Here is a 23,121-nt window from a genome sequence, read left to right as displayed (position 1 = left end):
GTTATTATTTTTTTTTTACCACCGAGTGCACTAAGATTTCACCGAGTGCACTGAGCTATTTTTCTATTAAGTCAGAGGACATCGATTTTTCACAGCGTAAACTAAATCTTTACCTTAATTCTCTGTGTTTCTTTGTGCATCCTCTTTGTGTACGCTGTGGTTATTTACCACAACTACCCAAACGCCGGAATCTCTCCAACAATTACTTTATTTTTTACTTTCTCTTTATCTTCTTTTACAATTGCTCCTGAGTTTTCCTCAACGTCTCTGCTTACACTCAAAATAATTCCGAAAGCCACACTGGTAAAGATCATCGAAGTTCCCCCCATGCTTACCAATGGCAATGGAACTCCGGTTACCGGACCTAAACCAACTGCAACCGCCATGTTTGCAAAAGCCTGAATGGTTAAACTAAAGCTCAACCCAGCTGCTAATAACGCCCCGAACGCCTTGGGAGCCCGGGTCACTATTTTAATACATCGGTATAAAAGCACCAGGTAAAGTACCATGATTATAATTCCTCCCAGTGTCCCCCACTCTTCAATAATAATGGCGAAAATAAAATCCGAATACGGGTGTGGTAGGAAATTCCTTTGCGTACTGTTACCTGGCCCTTTACCAAAAACCCCTCCAGTGGCCAAAGCAATCTTTGCCTGGTCAGCCTGAAAAGTTTTATCTGAATGTTGCATCTCTGGATGCAAAAATGTGTTAATACGCGACATATACGTTTTTCTCCTCGGACCTAAGAAGAAAACGAACATGAGTAATACAAATCCTCCGGCACAAACAATAGCGATTTGTTTGATACTGATACGCCCGATGATTAATAACAAAATACTTACGCCAAATAACATCAACGCAGTAGAAAGATTGGCTAATGCAATTAAAACAAACACCACACATACTGAACCCATAATCGGAAGGAAAGACTCCCTCACGTTTTTGATGTTTTCCTGCTTTTTGGTCAGCATCCTAGCCAAAAAGGTGATCAATGCCAGTTTTGCCAAATCGGAAGTTTGGAACGTTAAGCCGATTACCGGAATTTTAACCCAACGGGAGGCATCATTTAAATTTGTACCAAAAATTAATGTATAAACCAATAGCGGTACCGTGACGATCATCAATATTTTAGATATACCTGCGTAATACCGATAATCCAACAAATGGGCAATGTAAATCATTCCAATACCCATCAACACGAAAATCAGGTGTTTGGTTAGCAATAATTTTTCTACCGCCTCCCCTTTTTTATAGGCCAAAGTCCCGGTGGCACTGTAAACCGCCATTACAGATATAAGCGAAAGCAGGATGATGATCAACCAGATCCATCTATCGCCTTTTGTTTTATTGAGTAATGTTTGGAACATATCTACCCTCCTTTTATAATTCTCTTACAGCCGCTTTAAACTGGTTGCCGCGGTCTTCATAATTTTTAAACAAATCGAAACTTGCACATGCTGGCGAAAGCAATACCGCGTCGCCACGTTTTGCTAAATGAAAAGCAATCTGTGCAGCTTCTTCAGCAGAGAACGTATTAACAATTACTTCCACGTCATCTTCGAAAGCATCGTGAATACGTTTATTATCCTTGCCCAGGCAAACAATCGCCTTTACTTTGCTCTTCACCAAATCTTTAAGCATCGTATAATCGTTACCTTTATCTACGCCGCCCATAATCAGCACCACGTCGCTGGTCATGCTTTCTAGTGCGTACCAGGTAGAGTTTACATTGGTTGCCTTGCTGTCATTGATAAAATCGATACCCGAAATCTTGGCCACATGCTCTAACCTGTGCTCAATATTTTTGAAATTGCCCATGCTTTCGCGGATGGTGTCATTTCTTAACTCTAAAACCTTCGCTACGATGCCCGAAGCCATGGAGTTGTAAATGTTGTGCTTGCCTTGTAGGGCTAAATCTGAAATAGACATGGTTAGTTCTTTATTTGGTTCAGTAAGGATGTGTATTGTATTCTCTTCTAAATAAGCACCTGCATCGATTTTTTTAGTAATCGAAAAAGGCAATGTTTTTGCCAAAGGGCTGACGTTTTCTAATGCCTTCAAACTTTCTTCGTCATCAGCACAATAGATAAAAACATCATCGGCTTTTTGATTTTGGATAATGCGCATTTTTGATGCAGCATAATTCTCCAGTTTATAATCGTAACGATCTAAGTGATCAGGAGTGATATTTAAAAGAACAGCGATATCTGCCTTGAAATCAAACATATCATCGAGCATGAAACTCGAAATTTCAAGTACATAATGATCATAGCTTTCTGCTGCAACCTGGGCTGCAAAACTATGACCAATATTACCTGCCAAACCTACATCCAATCCTGCATTTTTTAGGATATGATAAGTAAGCAAACTGGTGGTCGATTTTCCGTTCGAGCCGGTAATACAAATCATTTTGGCATCGGTATAGCGACCTGCAAATTCAATCTCCGAAATTACCGGTGTACCTCGGGCAACCAGCTTTTTAACGATCGGAGCCGTAGCAGGAATGCCTGGACTTTTGATTACCTGAGTAGCATTTAGTATAAGTTCTTCAGTATGTTTTTCTGATTCAAAAGGAATATTTAGCTTCTCCAGTGCCGACTTATATTGGTCTGCAATGGTTCCAAAATCTGAAACAAAAACATCAAATCCTTTCTGCTGCGCCAATTTAGCCGCACCCACACCGCTTTCACCAGCACCTAAAATAACAACACGGCCCTGCCCTGCCATTGCTGACGAAGTGGTGCTTGTTATATTATTCTGATTTGTGCTCATGAGATCTTTTATTTACTTTAAGCTTGTAACTTTTAACTTTCTATTTTTAACTTTCTTTTATCTTAATTTCAACGTGACAACTGTGATAATCGCCAGCATAATCCCGATAATCCAGAAACGGGTAACGATTTTTGCTTCGTGATAACCTTTCTTCTGGTAATGGTGGTGAAGCGGAGACATTAAAAATATCCTTCGTCCTTCGCCGAATTTTTTCTTGGTGTATTTGAAAAACGAAACCTGCATGATCACCGAAACGAGTTCTACTAAAAAGACACCACACAACACCGGAATCAAAAGCTCTTTACGAATCATCAGCGCAAATGAGGCAATGATTCCTCCGATAGCAAGGCTTCCGGTATCACCCATAAAAATTTGGGCAGGATATGAATTGTACCAAAGAAAACCTACGCACGAACCCACAAAAGCACCGGCAAAAATCAGCAGCTCACCAGAATTGGGGATGTACATGATATTAAGATAATCGGCCATTACCGTATTACCCGATACATAGGCCAAAATGCCCAGAGTGATTCCTATTACCGCGGAGGTTCCAGTAGCCAGGCCATCAATACCATCAGTAATATTTGCACCGTTTGATACTGCGGTAATAATAAATACGGTAAAAAGTATGAAAACCAGGAAGGCGTATTTCTGATAATCGCCACCTAAAAACTTAAATACCTTTGCATAATCGAATTCATTGTTCTTATAAAAAGGCATGTTGGTTTTGGTCGACTTTACATCCTGTGTATAGTAGAAGGTTTCTCCTTTCTGACGCAACACCATCGGCACCGTTGAGGTTGGTTTTACATCATCCTGAACGGTTTCCCTTACTACAATATTTGGATGGAAATACATGGTACAGCCCACAATTAAGCCTAAACCAACCTGTCCTACTACTTTAAAACGCCCCGCTAAGCCTTCTTTATTTTTCTTGAATACTTTGATATAATCGTCTAAGAAACCCACGGCACCCATCCAGACGGTAGTAATGATCATCAGGATTACATATACATTTGTAATGTTGGCAAATAATAAGGTTGGAATTAAAATACCCAACAAAATGATGATTCCTCCCATTGTTGGTGTACCTTGTTTTTGCATCTGGCCTTCTAAACCCAGGTTTCGCACAGTTTCACCAACTTGCTTTTTATGCAGAAAATCAATTAACCTGCGGCCATAAACCGTAGTAATCACCAGTGATAAAATAATGGATATTGAGGCACGGAAAGTGATGTACTGGAACAACCTTAATCCAGGAATATCGTAATGCTTATGCAGGTATTCAAATAATAAATATAACATTAGCTGTTTGGGTTTAGTTGTTCAAGTAAAATTTCCTTATCATCAAAATGGTTCCTTACACCATTGATCTCCTGGTATTTCTCATGACCTTTACCGGCCACCAAAATAATATCACCACTTTGTGCCAAATGGCAAGCGGTTTTTATCGCTTCTCTCCTATCTAAAATGGATAATGTTTTACGTTTATTACTTGGCGATACACCCGCCTCCATATCAGCAATAATGCTTTGTGGATCTTCCGTTCTTGGATTATCTGAAGTTAAAATCACTTTATCGCTCCAATCGCAAGCTACCTGTGCCATTACCGGACGTTTGGTTTTATCACGATCTCCGCCACAGCCAATCACCGTAATCACCTGTTCAGTTCCTTTGCGGATATTGGCAATAGTGCTCAACACATTCTGAACTGCATCAGGCGTATGCGCATAGTCGACAATGCCTATAATTTTATCCTCAGAAGTAATATAATCAAACCTTCCCTCCGCACCTGTTAAGCGGCTAAGAAGGGTCAGCACTTTTAATTTGTCTTGCTCAAGCAAAATGGCTGTTCCGTAAACTGCTAAAAGATTATAAGCATTAAACGAGCCTACCAACTTGAAAAATACTTCTTTATTATCGATATCCAGATGTAAACCACTAAACTGATTTTCGATAATTTTTGCTTTGAAGTCTGCAAGTTGTTTTAGCGCATAGGTTTTTTTATGTGCCTTTGTATTTTGCAACATCACCATTCCGTTTTTATCATCGGTATTGGTTAATGCAAAAGCTGATTTTGGCAGCATATCGAAAAAGGCCTTCTTCGCTTTTAAATAACTATCAAAGGTTTTGTGGAAGTCGAGATGATCATGTGTAATATTTGAAAATACACCACCTGAAAAAGTTAAACCCTCAATCCGGTGTTGTGAAACCGCATGAGAACTTACTTCCATGAAACAATAATCGCAACCGGCATTTACCATTCTGCTCAAAAGTTCATTTAAAGCAATTGGGTTCGGTGTGGTATGGGTTGCCGGCACAACAATATCATTAATATAATTTTCAACTGTTGACAACAAGCCTGTTTTATAGCCTAGATCCCTAAAGAGTTTAAATAAAATGGTTGCAATAGTCGTTTTACCATTGGTTCCGGTAATTCCGATCAATTTTAAATCTGCTGATGGATTACCAAAATAATTGCCGGCCATAATGCCAAGGGCCACGGAAGTATTTTCTACTTTGATGTAAGTCACCGTAAAATCATGCACTTCAGGCAAATTTTCGCAGATAATTACCGAGGCACCCTGAGCAATCGTTTGCTCAATAAATTGATGCCCGTCAGCCAGCGTTCCAACCACAGCAAAAAAGACATCGTCTTTCCCTACTTTACGCGAATCAAAATTCAGGCCATTGATTTCCCTATCGGTTTTACCAACCAATTCTTTAATCGTAATGCCGTAAAGTAATTCCTGTAATTGCATTTTAATATTATGTAGCGAGTAACAAGCATTAGACTTTCACTCTATTATTATTTATCTCCAGACTTTTAAATTCAAATTCCGGACTTTCTTCTAATTCAATTCTATCTGTACACCTAATCCTTTTCCTACCCTGGTGCCTGCAGCAATGGATTGGCTTGTAACCTTACCCGATCCAATCACTTTGGTTTTTAAACCTGCATTACCCAATAGGTACAAGGCATCTTTTAATCCCATGCCGGAAACGTTAGGCATTACACCTTTACGCTCGGTATTCTCCTGGAAAACTTCTCCTGCACTGGTATCTACGATGTTGTAATATTCCGACTTGGAAGCAAAAAGGGGCTTAAACCCAAATGCTTTGTAAACTTTTTGAGTGGCTTTGCTTTGTCCCGCTTTGGTTGGAGGATTACCTGTGTTTCCCACCAAACGTGTTGGCACGTCATTGTACATCTGCATGTCGCTGGCGTAAATTCTGTCTGCAACCTCTCTAAACACCGGACCAGAAACCAGCGCACCGTAATAACCACCTTTCGGATCGTTAATCACCACAATCATGGAATATTTTGGCTTTTCTGCTGGAAAATAACCCACAAATGAAGCCTGGTATTGTTTTTTCGCCCGATAACCTTTGTTCGCATCAGCAACCTGTGCAGTACCCGTTTTACCGGCTATTTTATATAATGGGTTATGCACATATTGTTTTCCACTTCCTTCGGTTACTACCCCCTCCAACATGCTTCTTATTTTACTAAGTGTCACATCAGAACAAATCTTATCATTGATTACTCTTGCTTTAAACTGCTCAATGGGATTACCCAACCTTCTAATCTCTTTGACAAAGATCGGCGCTACGTACCTGCCATTATTGGCTACCGCATTATAAAATGAAAGCATTTTTAACGGCGTCAACTGCATTTCGTAACCATAAGCCATTTGAGGCAATGTCATTTTTCCCCAGCTTTTGTTTGAAGGGTTTTTAATTACCGGTTTCGCTTCTCCGGGAATTTGCAATTCCAGCTTTTCGTTCAAATGCCAGTCATACAAATGATCTGTAAACTTTCTGGGATTAGCACCGTATTTACTATTGATCAAATAGGCGATCGCCGCGTTTGAAGATTGCTCAAAAGCCTTTTTCACCGTTACTACACCAATACTTCCATGAGAATCCTTAATCATGTGGCCTGGAATTTTATAATTCCCTGTTCCCACCATCAAATTGGTATCAATCAACTCATCTTCCAGCAAAGCCATGTAAGAGGCCAGTTTGAAAGTTGAGCCTGGATCCTGATTTCCAGCGATGGCATAATTGAATTTCTCTTTATAAACGCCCTCTTCTACCTTTGAGAAATTAGCAACTGCTCTGATCTCTCCTGTAGCTACTTCCATCACAATTACAGCCCCGTGGTCTGCATCATACTTGATTAATTGTTTCTCAAGGGCACTTTGAGCCAAATCCTGCATGTTCACATCAATAGTTGAAATGATATCTGCTCCGTCTTTTGGCGCAACTTCTGCCTCTTCATTTACCGGTATGTAAACGCCGCCGGCAATACGTTGCATTAATCTTTTTCCGGTTTCTCCGTTGATGTATTCTTTATAAGCTCCTTCTAAACCCACGCCATTTGCTACATTTTCATTTTTGTAACCGATGGTACGGGCGGCCAGCGCCTGAAAAGGAAGAATTCTTTTATTCTGCTGAACAGCGATTAATCCGCCACTGAATTTACCAATATTATACAGCGGAAAAGTTCTGATCGTTTTTAAATCAGAATAACCAACTTTGCGGTGTATCAATAAATAACGGGCACTATCCTGACGGCCTTTCCTTAGATAACGGGCATAATCTTTTGCTGACTTATCCTGAAAAATCTGTGCTAATTTGATTCCAAGTGAATCGACTTTTTCATTAAAAACCTTATCATCAGCAATACCACCGGCAAACATATCCATACGGAGTTCGTATTCCGGAACAGAAGTTGCCAGCAAGCTGCCATCATTAGAGTAAATGTTTCCACGGGTAGCCTCTACATTAACATAACGGGTAGATAAACTATCTGCCATGGCTTTCCATTTTTTACCCTGTACAAACTGCACCTGACCAAGGCGTAAAAACACCGCCAAAGCAAAAAGCACAATTAAGCCAAATGCCAGATATACACGAAGCAAGATGTTTGCTCTAATATTCATCGCTTTTAACAATTATTTTTTTCGGTGGTTCAATTAATTCTTTAATCCCGAGGGTATCTACCTTTTTAGCCACTTCTGTTAATTTACTTTTAAACATCAGCTCCGCTTTTAAGGATTTATACTCCCATCTCAACTCTTTAACTTCTTTATTCAGCTTATCAATGCTGCGCACGTTGTTTACAGCAAAATGGCTGTTAGCGATATAAATCATTCCCAAAAAAGCCAGGAAACACAAATAAGGCAAAGCATCAGTTGCCGCCTCTTTTGATACCAGTTTATCGTTAAACAACCTAGAGATGAACGAATTGCTATCCATTTTCTCTTCAGCTGTACGTGGCTTTTTGGGCGCAGCTTTCAACTCCGGTTCAGGCCCGATCTCTTCCTCTTCTTCTACCTCTTCTCTGAACTTATTCATATCTTTTCCGCTATTCTAAGTTTCGCACTACGAGCCCTATTATTTTGCGCAATTTCTTCGTCAGTAGCAATAATGGCCTTACGCGTAATCACGTTAAATGGCTTTTGCTGGTTTCCGAAAAAATCTTTTTCTACCTCACCCTGAAACTTACCTTTTGCCATAAAATTTTTCACCGGACGATCTTCTAACGAGTGATAAGACATCACTACTAAATGACCACCTGGCTTTAACACCTCAGCTGCCTGCTGAAGAAAATCTTCCAACACCTGTATCTCGGCATTTACCTCAATGCGCAAAGCCTGAAACACTTGCGCCAAATATTTATTTTCTTTTCCTTTTGGGATATGTGCTGAAATTGCTGATTTTAAGCTATCAATATCCGTGAAAGGTTTATCAAGGCGAGCAGTAACAACGGCACGAGCCAATGATTTCGCATTTTTTACCTCTCCGTAAATCCCGAAAAGCTTATGTAATTTATCTTCCGAATAAGTATTGAGCACATGTGCTGCTGTAAGATCACGGTGCTGATCCATACGCATATCTAAATCCGCATTGGAACGGATAGAAAAACCACGTGCCGGCACATCGAATTGGTGAGAAGACACACCTAGATCAGCCAGAATACCATCCACCTGCCTGAAACCCTTTAAGCGAAGATTATTTTTTAAGAAGCCAAAATTCTGATCGATAAAAACAAAACGCTCATCAGCGGGAATATTGGCTTGTGCATCCGGATCCTGATCAAAAGCAATTAAAATGCCTTTTGGTCCGAGATGCTTTAAAATTTCTTTTGAATGGCCACCACCACCAAAGGTAACATCTACATAAACACCATCCGGCTTAATATTTAAACCATCAATACATGGCTGGAGCATGACTGGAACATGGTAATTATTCGACATCAGCACCTCCTTTCTTACTACCCATTACTTTTTGCGCCAGGTTGGCAAAGTTTTCAGGCACATCGTCAAAAATATCTTCGTATGATTTTTTATCCCATACCTCGATACGATCTAACTGACAAGCCAAAACCAAATCACTTCCGATACCTGCATATTCGGTTAGGGATTTTGGCAACAGCACTCGCCCGGCAGCATCCAGTGAGATTTCAGTAGCTCCACGGGTAAATGCCCTTACAAACCTTCTGTTCTCTTCATCATAGATATTCAGTTTGGCCAGATCTGCCACTACAGCATCCCAAACATTTTTTGGATAGATAACGAGATTTTTTTCAAAACCCCTATTAATAATAAGTCCCTCACTCTCCGCATTAGGCAATTGTTTCTTAAGCGCAGCTGGCACCATAAGGCGTCCCTTTGCGTCAAGTTTACAATCGAATTCTCCTAAAAGTTGGGTCATAGTGGTCTTTACACTTTTTATCTAGTGTAAAAGTAAAGAGTTCTACCACTTTTTACCACATTTTACCACAAAAAAGTTTTCCACACCCTTTTTGTTACATTTTACCCATAAAATAAGGCTAAATGATAAATTAGCCTACTGCATATCAATGCTTAAACACTGATAACTAAGCGATTCCAACCTTATTATTTAAAAGTAGGAGAAGATCCCAAATTATTGGTATAGTGGGAGAAACACATTCATATAATAGCCATATGCGGGCTTAAAGCTACTAAAAAGCACATCAAGATCTGAAAGATTGGAGTTTAAATCTCACATACCCCAAAATTCCAAGTTATTGCGTTATGAAAATCTGAAGTCGACATGCGTGTTAGGGCGAATACTACACCCTTAAAAAGAAGATTGGTTATTTTCCAAAATGGTCTTTAACTACATCAATACAGTTATGCTTCCTGAAAGTATTGCTCTTCCATCTGCAAAAGCAATTTTATAAAAGTAAGTACCAACAGGAACAGGTTTCCCATTGTAAGTGCCATTCCAGGTAGCAAGATAACCTACCGAAGAGAATATTTTATTACCATTTCTATTGAATACCTGAACTGTGCAATTACTATGTGTTTCTAGATTTTTAATTTGCCAATAGTCGTTTATTCCATCCCCATTGGGACTAAATGAACTTGGAACAAGCGCAACGTGTTCAACCGCCAGAACGCTGAGCAAACCCGGAATATATAAAAATTCATAATTTGTAGAGGCTGCGTTGGAGACGCTGATCACATAATCTCCCGCTGGCGAATCCAAAACCGCAAGCGTACTGAGCCAGGGAAGAGTAATCAAATTTGCCGGAGTTTCTCCATTTACAAACCCAAAATATTGGGCTGTAAGAACTGGATTTTCACTGTATTGATACCTCGACAGGGAATTTACCATGATCGTTAGTGTTGCCGGAGAAACGGAACTTTCAGGTATTTGCAGGCCAATTGAGGCAGCACCATCAGAGCTAATGAGAAGAGCACCATTATATTTGCCTACTGTAGCCTTGGCCGAGAGACGAACAAAAATCTTTTTACCAATGAGTGTCCCGGAATGAGACACATTAAGCTCGTCGAAATAATTGACTTCATCAGTGCTAATTTGAAAGCCATCCGGAGCCTTAAGCTTTACATCGGAACTTAGGTTTGACCCAGACAAAGAGAACGAAGCAGGTTCTGATGGCATACCATATCTCGTACTTAAGGTAGTCACTGGACCTTCGACTAAAAGAGATGGAACCGGTATAGTTGGATTAACGGTAATTTTAAAGGTTATCGAAGCACCGTTACAACCAGAAACGAAATCGCCCATAGAGTAAGGATTGGAACCCACCCTAATTCGGTTTATAATTGTATTGTTCACGGTATTTATTACTGACACAGTGCTTCCAACCTGACCGATCACATAAAGACGGCTCCCATCCTTTGTTAAAGATAGACCTTCAGCATATTGATTTACCGCTATGTTGGCAATGATACTATTGTTACTTAAATTCACTATCACTACCTTATCTCCTTGCGAGGTTACATATAATTGTTTACCATCAGCACCCACTGTCATAACATTCGGGTAGTTAATACTGATAGTTGAAATTAGTGTTCCAACTGCGGCGTCCAAGACCAAAACAGTTTGATTTCGTGTACTTACATAAAGTCTCGAACCATCAGAACTTAACACAGCGGCATTGGAGCCTGAACCTATAGAAAATGTTGCCTCAATGGTATTTGTTAAAGTATTGATCACATGGAGCTCATTGCCATAAGCATTTGGAAGATAAATTTTGCTACCATCTTTATTAATCGACATAAAATAAGTAGATGCCGGAACAGAAAGACTGGCCATCCGGGTGTTGGTGAGCGCATCGATGGTAATCAATTTACCACTAAGATCAACGACGTAAACTCTTTTGCCATCGGGACTGACGCGTATTGAACCAAGGGCATTGTCCAACTGAATGGTTGCAATGACTTTATTTTCCAAGGCATCAATTACCGATACAGTATGCGAATCGTAATTGGCCACATAAACCTTGCTTCCATCGGGACTCACAGCGACACCCGTCGGACCTTTGCCCACAGGGATCCTTGCAACAATATTATTGGTGTTAATATCAATAACCGATACAATATCTAGGTAAACATCGGCAATGTAAGCATAACCAGAAGATGCAGGTACTGCTGTAATAGTGGCGACGATAGGGACCTTCGTATTATTTACTGCGGCAAAACTGGGAATATTACCAGTGCCACTTGCTGGAAGCCCAATCCCGGGTTGATCATTTGTCCACCGATACCCACAGATACCCTGCGAAAAGGTTAACGGAGTAGTGACTGATCCATTATCAACAATTTGACTGTTTTGCGCAGATACCTGAAAAAAGAAAAAGGATATAAAAAAAATATTAACAAAATACTGTAGTGTTAATTTCATTGGGAGCATTAAGATACGATGCTAAGATAAGGCTAATGATTAGCAAATATAGCAATGCTGTAAAAATTCTACACTGCTTAGCAATAACTAGCTTTCAAAAAAAATGGGCAAGGAATTAATCCACGCCCATTCGCATTGTTTTTTCAGCAGAAACTGAAGATAAATTTATTCGTTAATGGCTTTTACCCCTGGCAACTCCTTACCTTCCATGTACTCCAGCAGAGCACCGCCTCCGGTAGAAACATAACTTACTTCATCTTCCAAGCCAAATTTAGCTATTGCCGCAGCAGAATCACCACCACCGATCAATGAAAAAGCACCATTGTCTTTTGTTGCTGCTACTACCGCATCAGCCACTGCTTTTGTTCCCACCTGAAAATTCTCCATTTCGAAAACGCCCATCGGACCATTCCACAATAAAGTTTTAGAATTTTTAATCACATCCTGAAATAAAGTTACTGACTTTGGACCGATGTCCAGCCCCATCCAATCTGCTGGAATCTGACCAGAATCTACCGATTTTCTATCAGCATCATTGGCAAATTTGTCTGCTATAACGGTATCAACAGGAAGGATTAGCTTTACCCCTTTTGCTTTAGCTTTTTCAATTAATTCCAAAGAAAGCTCTTGCTTATCAGCCTCCAAAAGCGAAGTGCCTATCTCACCACCTTGCGCTTTGGCGAAGGTATAAGCCATGCCGCCACCAATGATGATATTATCAACTTTTTCTAGTAATTTTTCGATTAATAAAATCTTGTCAGAAACCTTTGCACCACCCATAATAGCTGTAAAAGGGCGTTCTGCATGGTTAAGGATTTTCTCTGCATTTTCAACTTCTGATGCCATCAGGTATCCAAAATATTTTGCATCAAGGAAGAATTGTGCAATGATCGATGTTGAAGCATGCGCCCGGTGAGCGGTACCAAAAGCATCATTCACATATACATTGCCTAACTTGGATAGCTTTTCAGCAAAAGCAACATCGCCTTTTTCTTCTTCTTTATAAAAACGAAGGTTTTCTAATAAAAGCACTTCTCCTGGAAATAGATTTTTTGCCTTTTCAACAGCATTTTCTCCAATACAGTCATCTGCAAATTTCACTTCTAGATCCAGCATACGGGAAAGATCACCTAAAATGTGCTTTAAAGAATATTTATCTGTAGGCCCATCTTTTGGTCTACCCAGGTGAGACATTAAGACTACTGAGCCACCATCGTTTAGTATTTTTGTGATCGTTGGCAATGCAGCACGCATTCTTTTATCGTCTGTGATTTTGAAATCATCATCTAAAGGAACATTAAAATCTACTCTAATAAGCGCTTTTTTATCTTTAAAGTCTAACTGATCTATTGTTTTCATGTTTATATATTATTTTAGTTTAAGTCTCATTTCATAATGGAAGCCAATACCCGGAATGTCAAACTCGGGCGACTCATTAATAAAACCCAATTTCTTGTAAAATGTTGCGGCAGTTGAACGTGCATTACACCATAAATAATCTGTATTGTATTCCTTAAGGTATTCTACGGCAAAATTAATTAATGCAGCGCCATAACCTCTTCCACCAAAATCCCTATGGGTAGCCATTCCTCTCAATTGATAACCTTCTCCATCATCGGGAAAAAAATCGTTTCTCATCAAACTGGCTATCGATCTGATTTGCCCATCTTCAACATAGCCAAGGTGAAAGGTATCATAAGCTGTGTCTCCTTCAAAAATACACTCCTGTAATGGCTTTCCATTTCTTAAAACCAAACTTCTTAAAGGGAGAACTTCTTCTGGTAGAATAAATTTAACCATTGCTTTATCTATTTTACAAGGATAACCAACCTTTATACACGAATTTAAGGTCATGCACACGATTGCAAAGTTAGTAAAGCATTTGAAACCACCTCAAGCAATAGAAGAATTTTAGCACAAAATTTTATTTACGATTACCTACTAATTGGGTTTAGCTGAAACATGTAATATATAGTATTGTGTACCATAACTAATTAGGCTCACTAAATCCTTTTAGAAGTTTGGTATCAAAATAACGAAAACCTGACTTGGTGTAAAAAAATATATGGGTTCATGTAAAAAAAACAATATTGCGCTTGTATTGTTAGAAATTTGTACCCATTCACCAGGTGATAAGATTAGTACCTAAAAATATCAAGAATCATATGTCAAACGGCGGATTCCCTAAAAAACAATCCCTCAACTGACATATGATTTTTTAATTCTTAAACCTTTTGATTTCGATCTTTTTCTCTTTAACCTTTAAAACTATTTCGCCAACCTGCGTATTTTGCTCACTGATGACAGCGATTGACTGAGGAGCGGAATCGAATGAAGTATTTAGAGGAAGCGTTCTATTTTCGGGATAAACCTTATAATTCCCTAAAGGAAGGCTTATCGAATAATTCCCCTGATCTCCTGTCTTTACAGCTCTAATCATTCCTTTATCATTTACAAATACAATATTGATTCCGGCAAGTGTTAATGCACCATCTACACTTTTATTTTCCTGATAGTCAACTTTCACATTTCCTGAGACATTTCCATTACGCTGAAGCGGAATAGTTAACGCTAATTTTTTCCCATTTATAGCGATTTCCTGCGGATCGACCTGAAACCCGTTCTGTATCGGCATACTCACCACATAATTTCCATAAGGCATCTTATTATACCTGATTTTTCCATCTGCTGGAACTACAAATATGGTACGATTGATCAGAATATTAAAATTTTGAGCAGGTAACTCACCCGCATCAAAAGTGCCGTTTTGGTTTCGATCGATAAAAAACAACACCTCCAAATCACCCTTTTTTCCTGGAGTGTGAGCTTTGGGCTGTGGAAGTTTCTGAGTAACCCCAGCCTGCAAACTGCGGAAGGTAGACTGGGCAAATTGATTACGGTATTGGTATTGGTAGCTCCCCAGGTAAAATGAACTTTTAGGGGTGATCTGCATTTCTGAACGAATGGTATAAGTGATATTATTGCCAAAAATAGCATCTCGATAATAGACCAGTCCTGCTTCGAGTCTTAGTTTTTGTTTAAAGAATCTATGATGTAAAGCGGGAGAAACACTTAGCCTTGATATATCATCGATTGGGTTATTCTGAATTGACTCCGCAATTAAAAAGCTACCACGTTGATAATATACATTTAAATTAAAAAAGGGATGAGACCAGTTGGCATTTAACCTGAGCTGCAATTCGTTTTTCGACAAGTATTTTGCGAAACCGTTTTCCAGTGTAATAAAAATGTTTTGTTTAAAATTCGTACTATGCCAGTTGATAGATTCATTTAACCGAAAAGAATTTAACTTACTGATACCGCTATTTATAAAATTATAAGAAGCCTGCTCCCGCTCGTTAGACATGGTAAGCGTAAGGTTTGCAGTAGTACCAAGGGGGCGAGCCCATCCTAATTCCAGCCTTTGCAGTCTGTAATCACGCTGGAAAAAGTTAAATCCACGCTGATATTGAGGATCGAAACTGTAATGATTATAGCCCATCCAAATATATTGCTTGCCCAGATATCGGCTGATGCGCTCATTGAACTGCATCACTCCTCGTCTGATGCCAGGATAGTAAGCACTTGAGTAGTAGTTATTACTTGTCAACGTATACTTTCCAAGTGAAGCATTTATATTTGATCCTAAAGCCAGGGAGGGTTTAATATCATGCGGGTCTGAAAGATTTTGCGAAAGACCTCCGCCTCCCATAAAGTTAAGTGAGAAAGTTTTTCGGTTAAATACAGAAACAGTGTTGGATGATAATATCGATCGGGTCTGGTCTATCGGGGAATAATCAAAAATAATGCTCGAATTCATTGCCCCGGGATTTAATAAGGATGAATTCAGTTTTGCATAAGCCGCATATCCATAGTTAAAATTATCGCCTAAAAGATTAAATGAACGTTCGACTGCTCCAAACTCGATTCCATGAATATCGTCTTCCTTTTTGCTATAAACTTTGATGCCTCTACCGTTAATGAAACTCTCTAAGTTTTCTGTAATGTTCCCAATTGTAGCGCCATATCTCTTTTCTTCATAATTCACCCATGTATTACTGATCAAAGGTTTGTTGGATATGTTTTTCCATTGATAGGCATCTACATTGAAAGCCAGCAACCCTGAACCAACCTGAGCTGCGCCGCCACCACTTAACTGCCATGACTGAGAGTCAGAAAATAAGTTTTGTCCATTGAGCGAAATCTGATCTGTCGCAAAGCGTGATGTCAGCAGGCGATCTTGGGCGGGGGCAGAAAATTGCCTTTCCTGCGCTGCGTTTTGAACAAATGCAACCCCGTTAGCAAATAAATCTCCGTTTTTATATAGGCCAGCGACATTAATGTAAAAACTACTGAGCTCGTGTATTTGCTTGGTGATGATTCGTGAAAAATAAATTTCTTTTTCACTGCCAGGAAGCAGCGTCAAGGACTGTTCAACGATCTGTTTCCCCTCTCCTTCTGTTGCAGGAAAAGCAGCCACAACCTTTAGGTCTTCCTTTTGATTGCCAGCATTGCGAACAATGATTTTTACGTTTAAAGAATCCCCAATATTTTTTAATAGCAGATTCGGCGTGGCGATCAGTAATCCGCTGGCCCGGACCGCCGGGAGATTTAATAGAGCCGTAGATCGCGAAACAATCTTTCCTGTTTGATCTGCGAGATTGAACTTAATCTCTCCTTTTCCAGACATGGCAGAATTCAGTATCAAAAACTTAAAAGGAAAATAAGCATGAGCACCTGCGTCCAAATGAATCTTTAAAGACGGTTCACCGACCTTTTTGTATCCTTTGGGTGTTTCAGGAGAAACAACCCCGTCGAAAGACAAAGGTGAAGCATTGGTCACCTTTACGCTTAAGGAAATAAGCTTCTCACTACCGAGCTCTACAACGGTATCGGCAGAAATCTCCACCAATCCTTGTTGCTGTGCATGCGTGGAGGATGCCTGAGCAAATACCATCAGCCAGCAGAATAAAAAAACCCGTATAATGAATCCAAACATGCCTTACTACTGCGGAATGACTTCATAAATCACAATGCCAGTATAAGATTCCGGCACTGCATTGATCAGCCTGGCATCATTGGCTGTCGTAAAATATCGTAAATTATAGCGGTAAACCTGAGAAGATCCGGTAATACTGCCACCATTTAGTATTGTCTGAGATGTTTCCGACAATTGAATGCTACCTCCTGTCCCCCCGGTTGATGGGGATAGATTAACATTAGCAACTGACACTGGAAGCGCATTTCTTCCTGAGCTGAAATTTGCGCTACCCATTCTCACCTGTACAGCAAAAGGGGTAGCTGCGGTGACGCTTAGTCCATTGGCATAACTTACTGATGCACCATTGGCATAATCACTCATTGTTTTGAGTTCCAACAATGCCGAGCGGGCATTGTCCTGCACCTGAATACCATAACTAACCGGAGACTGATAACTTCCATCTGGCCTGACCTGCATTCCATTAACAGCGCTAGATCTGCCCAGTTCATTTCCATTTCTGTCCAACAGTACAAATGCCATATTCAGCGCGTAGGCTTGCCACGATTTCAGCGCATCCATATATGTACCCCCTTCGATAATCAGATCCACTTTAAAAACGATGATGTCATAAAAGCCAAAAAAACCTGTGCTCAAAGGATAATTAGAGGAGGTAATCATCATTGATCTCACTCCAGGAGCAGATATCGGTACGGGAACTGTCCCGCTTCCAATCTGGGCAAACGTAGTTCCGTTTACCGCACTTAACTTTAATTTGAGTTTGTTAAAGGGAAAAGTTTTACCTTCTGAATTGGTAATAGGTTGCAGCAGAATCATACCTAAACTCCAATCAGGGTAATTCCGGTTAAACCCCAGTACATCCAATTGTATTTGAAAGGTATTGGCAATGGTCTGATCTTTGGAAGTGGACACGGAGATATAATTCTGATTGCTCGCTGAAATTCTTGCCTGTGCAAAAATCCTCCCGCTAAACGAAAACACACAGAAGAGGGTAAGTAAAAGGTATCTATTCATGTTTGAATTCCAATTCTGCTAATTTCACTGTCGTGTCTTCGCCATAATTGAGAATAGCTGAGGCAACATAATCCCCTTTTTGCAAATCCTTTGGCAAGTCAAAATACAGTTCCCTTATATTACCAGGAAGTGAGTAAAAGACAATATCTTTTAGAACTGTTTTTTTGCCTGATTTTTGTTCCAGCAGTTCACAGGTTGCAGTTCCATCGGCCCAGACATTGCCGGTATTGATAAATTTCAAAGTAAGCAGATTTTGTTTTTGGGAAAACCCAGTAATATCGAGGTCTGCACGCCGGGTGGTGGGATACCGTTGATAAAGCTTGATCCCGGTTCTAATGGCTACTTTTATATTAGCTCCTTTCTCATTTACGTCGTCAAAAGGATTAAGCTGGGTGATGTATAACATCGCGGTATGAACCGGTAGGGTATCAGTCAAATTTGCAGGGGGAGAAACCTGAACTTCTATATCTTTCTGCTCTCCAGGCGCAAGCGAAAAAAATGATGAAGGTAATACCGACACCCATGCCGCGCATGATGAAGTAATTTTCCCAGCTTCATATATATTATTATTTCCTTTCAAATCATAATCCCAATCATTCAAAGAAACACTTAAGTCTAAAGCAGCAGTCTTACTAACGTTACTCACTGTTACCACCTGTTTCTGAGATTGCCCCCTGTCTACAGTAAAATACACTCTCGGCGGAGTAACAGAAAGACCTGTTTGCGCAATAACTTTAAATGACAACAGCGAAAGGATAAGGAGAAACAGAATAATTTGTCTTTTCATGGAGGCAGATATAGAAATACAAATATACAAAAAAGGCAACAATGGATACATTTCCAGTGTTGCCCTATTTTAGCTGATCAAGACTATTAGTTAGCCTCTATTGTGTAAGTTACCACTGTGGTGTAAACTGTCGGGTTCTCAGTTTTGAAATATTTGTCAACATATTTATCCGCACCTGAAGCCTTGTAAGTAATATTGAAATTTTTATTTACGCTTCCTGTAGTACTGGTGATGATAGGCTGATCGCTGTTGCTTAGGTTACGTGCATTATAAGTAACGTTAGCCAGTTGATTAGTGGTACCAGCGATTGGTGTAATCACAACATCACTAGCATCAATTGTAGATCTTTGACCTTGAAGTGTCGTACCTGCTGATTTTACTTTTACTACGAAAGCACCCGTTGAATAAACCGTTAAGTGATCTGCCTGAGTTGAGCTTACGCCAGTTGCGTAATCCGCAGTTGTTTTATAATCTAAGTTAACAGATTTCTGGGTAGCATTTACTGTGATAGTCTGTATTGGATACAGGCGAATGTTCAGTGTTGCGTTATCAGTTTGTGCTGAAGCTGTTTGTTGAAAGGCTAAAAAAATGATAGTTGCGAAAATGGTAATAAGTGATCTCATGTCTTTTATAGTTTGCTTTTTTTGTTTTTTATGTTATTTTTGTTTTCCCTTCATCAAAAAATCACCACTTAATTTTCTGTAATTTTTCAGTTACTTTCTGTTTTGAACGGAGTGCAAAGGTATTTCGAATAGCGCATCGAAAAAATATTAAAAAAGACATAAAAAGTATTAAAAAAACTACAGCATCTACATCTTAGTATAAGATACGCTAAAACACTCATTTACAATTTATTAAAAATAAAAAGATACTATTGACAATTATCAACAACAAGACTTTTGTATGACTAAACAGACGAATAACACGTTAAAATGTAACTAAATAAGTCAGCACCGGAAAGCACGGAAAGCACATTTGACTTCAGAAGAAGACAAAGTTTATAAAATATTTGATTAGGAATTATTGGGAAATGTGCTAGAGGCCTAGATTCATTTGAAGATTTCTGTATTTTTTTGGGCTATAGCCAGAATGCTTAGTGAAAAAAGCGCTGAAATTATTTTCTTCAGAAAACCCGATGCGGTAGCTGATTTCTTTTATCGTAAGGGCGCTATGCGCCAGTAACGCTTTCGCCTCTTCAAAGATTTTTTCGGTAACCAGCTGTTTTGCTGATCGACCATGAATATTGATAATTGCCTGATTTAGTCTCCGGGGGCTGATACGAAGTTCCTCTGCATAAAAATCAAGTTTCTTAGCATGATGAAAATTAAGATGTAATATCTCCCTAAAGCGGGTAGCAATCTTTTTATCTTCCTGGGTGTTGGCATGAATCTCTGGACTCGTTAAGCCCTGATGATAATAAGTTGACCTTAGCAAAATAGCCTGAACAGCATTGTGCATAATATCCACCACCATGGGATTAGACAGCTGAGAGAGCATATGTTGCATATATTTTACCTGCAGTTCTACATATTCCAGTATATCTACAGATGGGCTGCTTAAATAGACTTTATTCTGATCGAAGAATAGCGGCGTGTTTTGAATAAAACTTGCGTCAGCTGGTGTCCTTGCATAAAAACCATAATCAAAAGTAATCATCCAGAGCTTTTCGCTCTCACTATCAAAAAAGGAATGGTGACGGTCTGGACCGATGAAAAGAAACTGATTCACAGGAATGTGAACTTTTTCATTCTCAATACAATGATATACTTCTTCTCCTGTTGAGAACAAAATCGTAAAAAATGGCCAGCGCTGTGCTTTGAAAGGATTCTGGATCTTTATCAGAGCTTCTGAAGTACGACTTATATAAATATGATCCTTAACTAAAGCATCAATATTTGTTGGAGCAATCGTTGTATTCAATTCGTTAATCTCACCATAGGGACAATATAGACAAGCGTCCCGAAGATAACTTATTCCTGTCTCATTATGAAGATCGTCTTCACAACCAATGGTTGTAAAAAAATACAATATGCGATACCCCTAAAAATGGATTTTATTAATTCAGCGATTGCTCGCACAACGCTGGAATCAATGTTGCCGATTACTATAGAATGAATTGGAAAAAATCGCATCAAGCTAAACAAAAGGTATGACTTTATATTATCAAGTGTGCAGAAAAGATTATCCTTGAGATACAATGTCTATTTTTTTTACAACATCAATAAGTCTGCTACTGTATCCGAACTCATTATCATACCAGCCTACTACCTTCACCATATCTCCAACGATTGAGGTTAGTAGTGAGTCGAACGTACAAGAATACGGGCTATCTATGATATCAACCGAAACAATGGGATCCTCTGTATAAGCTAAAATCCCACTCATCTCATTTTCCGCGGACTTTTTAAATGCCGCGTTGATTTCTTCTATCGTAGTTTTGCTTTTTAACAAACAGGTGAAATCAGTCAGTGAACCATTTAAAACAGGCACCCTAATTCCAGCCCCCCCCAAACGTCCATCCAATTCGGGGAATATATGGGTAATAGCTTTAGCTGCCCCCGTAGTTGTTGGAATAATGGAAGATGATGCAGCTCTTGCGCGTCTTAAATCTTTGTGATTGGCATCATGCAGGTTTTGATCACCAGTCATGGAATGAATCGTGGTAATATAACCCTCTTCCACACCCCAATTGTCATTTAATATTTTGATCATAGGCGCAATATTATTGGTTGTACAACTTGCGTTGGATAACACCAGGCTTGATAGATCAATTTTATCATCATTGACACCCAAAACCAGCATTGGAATATCATCGGCCGCAGGGGCAGAAATCAACACCTGCTTTGCGCCAGCCTGAACGTGTGCTTTTGCAGCCTCTGTTGTCAGGTTTCTGCCAGTACATTCTATGACTATATCTACTCTTAGCGCGGACCAGGGGAGATTACCTGCATCCTTCATTGAAAAGACAGGAATGGACAAGCTTCCAATCACTATAGCGTCAGGCTTTGCACAAACTTGTTTTGGGTAAACACCATGAACGCTATCATATTTGAAAAGGTGCGCCATTGTTTTGGCGTCAGCCAGATCATTTATTGCAACAACGTCAAAACCCTCTGCCAAAGCCAAACGTAAAAACGTTCTTCCTATTCTACCGAAACCATTAATTGCGAGCCTCATTCTTTCTATGATTAAAACGCAAAATTAGTCTTTATTTTAACATTAAAGTTACAGAGATCACATGCCGTTATTTATTTACAGTAAATAAACTTTATATTTTCCTTAAGCGCCAGGTAATAAAAGAGTTGTAGATGACACAAGTGAGAATTAAGAGCACAATTAATAAAAAATTACCGAAGTGTTGAAGTAACACCGTCGAGGTTATAATGAAGATATTGAGTGCAACGGTTATCCAAACAATTTGGTTAGGCTTCAAACCTAAGCGTTCTAATCGATGATGGATATGATCCCGATCGCCAGAAAACGGAGATTTACCTCTCAATATGCGAATTGTGAACACCCTGAGTGAGTCGAATATCGGCACGATTAGAATGGAAACAGCTATAGCAGGCGCTGAATAGAAAGTCGGTTTATTCTCGCCGGTGAATTTATTGATCTCGATAAATTTTATAGCCAAGGTAGCAGTTGTTAGGCCGATAATCAATGCCCCGGTATCACCCATAAAGATTTTTGCAGGATACCAGTTATACTTTAAAAACCCTGCAATTGCACCAGCTAAAGCGAAAGCGATAAAAGCATAAGGGATATATTGTGAAATTGCTAATGCGACTCCGAAACATATGCTTGCTAAAATCCCTATGCCTGCAGCCAGTCCATCAATGCCATCAATCAGATTAAATGCGTTATTCAAAAAAATGATAAGTATAATTGAAAAAAGACCACCCCAAAGCAAATCCATATCACCGATATGAAAAACACCATACAAACTGCTCAGCCTAAAGCCACCAAAGAAAACCAATATTGCTGCCACAAGAAGTTGAAGAGTAAACTTCGTTCGAGTATTAGTGCCATAAACATCATCTTTTAATCCTAATGCTGCAAGTATAAGGCATGAAACGGTTAGATAGTTTGCCTCCTTAAAGTTGATCATTGCTGAAAACAATAAAATGCAAACGATAAAACTAGCCACAATAGATACCCCCCCCAGTCGGGATATATTTAACTTATGATTTTTACGGTGTAAATCATTTTTATCGAATAAATTATATTTCAGCGAGGTAAAGATGATCGATGGAATACTAACCAGTACAATCAAAAATGACAAAAAAGCTATCGCACCATAAAAAATGAGTGGATAACTGCTGATTAAATCTACAAACAAAACGGGAACGGTTTAAAACAAATA

The 23,121-nt window shown here is 39.3% G+C and carries 18 protein-coding genes; all 18 read right to left on the bottom strand.

The features are described from left to right. Nucleotides 1-173 precede the first annotated feature (173 nt). The 18 genes from R2Q70_RS06965 to R2Q70_RS06880 all read right to left on the bottom strand — a co-directional run bounded on the left by R2Q70_RS06965 (nt 174) and on the right by R2Q70_RS06880 (nt 23,097). On the bottom strand, nt 174-1,367 hold the full coding sequence (locus R2Q70_RS06965; RefSeq protein WP_316806918.1) for an FtsW/RodA/SpoVE family cell cycle protein: 1,194 nt from the start codon (nt 1,365-1,367) through the stop codon (nt 174-176). Nucleotides 1,368-1,380: 13 nt separating this feature from the next. Further along, complete coding sequence (murD, locus tag R2Q70_RS06960) at nt 1,381-2,772, bottom strand: UDP-N-acetylmuramoyl-L-alanine--D-glutamate ligase (protein WP_316806917.1); 1,392 nt, start codon at nt 2,770-2,772, stop codon at nt 1,381-1,383. Between the two features lie 57 nt (nt 2,773-2,829). Then, nucleotides 2,830-4,077, bottom strand: coding sequence for a phospho-N-acetylmuramoyl-pentapeptide-transferase (gene mraY, locus R2Q70_RS06955; protein ID WP_316806916.1), 1,248 nt, complete (start codon nt 4,075-4,077; stop codon nt 2,830-2,832). Continuing rightward, nucleotides 4,077-5,534 carry a UDP-N-acetylmuramoyl-L-alanyl-D-glutamate--2,6-diaminopimelate ligase gene (locus R2Q70_RS06950; RefSeq protein ID WP_316806915.1) on the bottom strand — a complete coding sequence of 486 codons (1,458 nt, stop codon included), beginning with the start codon at nt 5,532-5,534 and terminating at the stop codon, nt 4,077-4,079. Before R2Q70_RS06950 ends, mraY begins: the two co-directional genes overlap by 1 nt. A gap of 90 nt (nt 5,535-5,624) precedes the next feature. After that, nucleotides 5,625-7,721, bottom strand: a complete 2,097-nt coding sequence (locus R2Q70_RS06945; protein ID WP_316806914.1) for a penicillin-binding protein — start codon at nt 7,719-7,721, stop codon at nt 5,625-5,627. Then, nucleotides 7,711-8,136, bottom strand: a complete 426-nt coding sequence (locus tag R2Q70_RS06940; protein WP_124913258.1) for an FtsL-like putative cell division protein — start codon at nt 8,134-8,136, stop codon at nt 7,711-7,713. Before R2Q70_RS06940 ends, R2Q70_RS06945 begins: the two co-directional genes overlap by 11 nt. Continuing rightward, nucleotides 8,133-9,038 carry a 16S rRNA (cytosine(1402)-N(4))-methyltransferase RsmH gene (gene rsmH, locus R2Q70_RS06935; protein WP_316806913.1) on the bottom strand — a complete coding sequence of 302 codons (906 nt, stop codon included), beginning with the start codon at nt 9,036-9,038 and terminating at the stop codon, nt 8,133-8,135. The genes R2Q70_RS06940 and rsmH overlap by 4 nt, the downstream gene beginning before the upstream one ends. Then, complete coding sequence (mraZ, locus tag R2Q70_RS06930; RefSeq protein ID WP_316806912.1) at nt 9,028-9,495, bottom strand: division/cell wall cluster transcriptional repressor MraZ; 468 nt, start codon at nt 9,493-9,495, stop codon at nt 9,028-9,030. The genes rsmH and mraZ overlap by 11 nt, the downstream gene beginning before the upstream one ends. Before the next feature lie 429 nt (nt 9,496-9,924). Further along, on the bottom strand, nt 9,925-11,958 hold the full coding sequence (locus tag R2Q70_RS06925) for a gliding motility-associated C-terminal domain-containing protein (protein WP_316806911.1): 2,034 nt from the start codon (nt 11,956-11,958) through the stop codon (nt 9,925-9,927). Nucleotides 11,959-12,123: 165 nt separating this feature from the next. After that, nucleotides 12,124-13,317, bottom strand: a complete 1,194-nt coding sequence (locus R2Q70_RS06920; protein ID WP_316806910.1) for a phosphoglycerate kinase — start codon at nt 13,315-13,317, stop codon at nt 12,124-12,126. Nucleotides 13,318-13,326: 9 nt separating this feature from the next. Further along, a complete protein-coding gene (locus R2Q70_RS06915; RefSeq protein WP_316806909.1) occupies nt 13,327-13,758 on the bottom strand; it encodes a GNAT family N-acetyltransferase in 432 nt (143 codons plus the stop codon). A 418-nt stretch (nt 13,759-14,176) separates the two neighbouring features. Then, complete coding sequence (locus tag R2Q70_RS06910; RefSeq protein ID WP_316806908.1) at nt 14,177-16,915, bottom strand: hypothetical protein; 2,739 nt, start codon at nt 16,913-16,915, stop codon at nt 14,177-14,179. Nucleotides 16,916-16,963: 48 nt separating this feature from the next. Beyond that, nucleotides 16,964-17,971 carry a hypothetical protein gene (locus R2Q70_RS06905; protein ID WP_316806907.1) on the bottom strand — a complete coding sequence of 336 codons (1,008 nt, stop codon included), beginning with the start codon at nt 17,969-17,971 and terminating at the stop codon, nt 16,964-16,966. Beyond that, nucleotides 17,964-18,758, bottom strand: a complete 795-nt coding sequence (locus R2Q70_RS06900; RefSeq protein WP_316806906.1) for a hypothetical protein — start codon at nt 18,756-18,758, stop codon at nt 17,964-17,966. The genes R2Q70_RS06905 and R2Q70_RS06900 overlap by 8 nt, the downstream gene beginning before the upstream one ends. Nucleotides 18,759-18,844: 86 nt before the next feature. Then, entirely contained in the window at nt 18,845-19,381 is a 537-nt protein-coding gene (locus R2Q70_RS06895) for a hypothetical protein (protein ID WP_316806905.1), read from the bottom strand. Between the two features lie 412 nt (nt 19,382-19,793). After that, nucleotides 19,794-20,678: an AraC family transcriptional regulator gene (locus R2Q70_RS06890; protein WP_316806904.1), complete on the bottom strand. Its 885-nt coding sequence runs from the start codon at nt 20,676-20,678 to the stop codon at nt 19,794-19,796. 261 nt (nt 20,679-20,939) lie between these two features. Then, complete coding sequence (gap, locus tag R2Q70_RS06885) at nt 20,940-21,935, bottom strand: type I glyceraldehyde-3-phosphate dehydrogenase (protein ID WP_316806903.1); 996 nt, start codon at nt 21,933-21,935, stop codon at nt 20,940-20,942. A 91-nt stretch (nt 21,936-22,026) separates the two neighbouring features. Continuing rightward, nucleotides 22,027-23,097, bottom strand: coding sequence for an MraY family glycosyltransferase (locus tag R2Q70_RS06880; protein ID WP_316806902.1), 1,071 nt, complete (start codon nt 23,095-23,097; stop codon nt 22,027-22,029). Between the last annotated feature and the right edge of the window lie 24 nt (nt 23,098-23,121).

It is taken from the genome of Pedobacter agri, from assembly GCF_032678665.1.
Taxonomy (GTDB): domain Bacteria; phylum Bacteroidota; class Bacteroidia; order Sphingobacteriales; family Sphingobacteriaceae; genus Pedobacter; species Pedobacter agri_A.
Note: the sequence above shows the minus strand (reverse complement) of the source record. Positions and strands in the feature narration are given on the sequence as shown.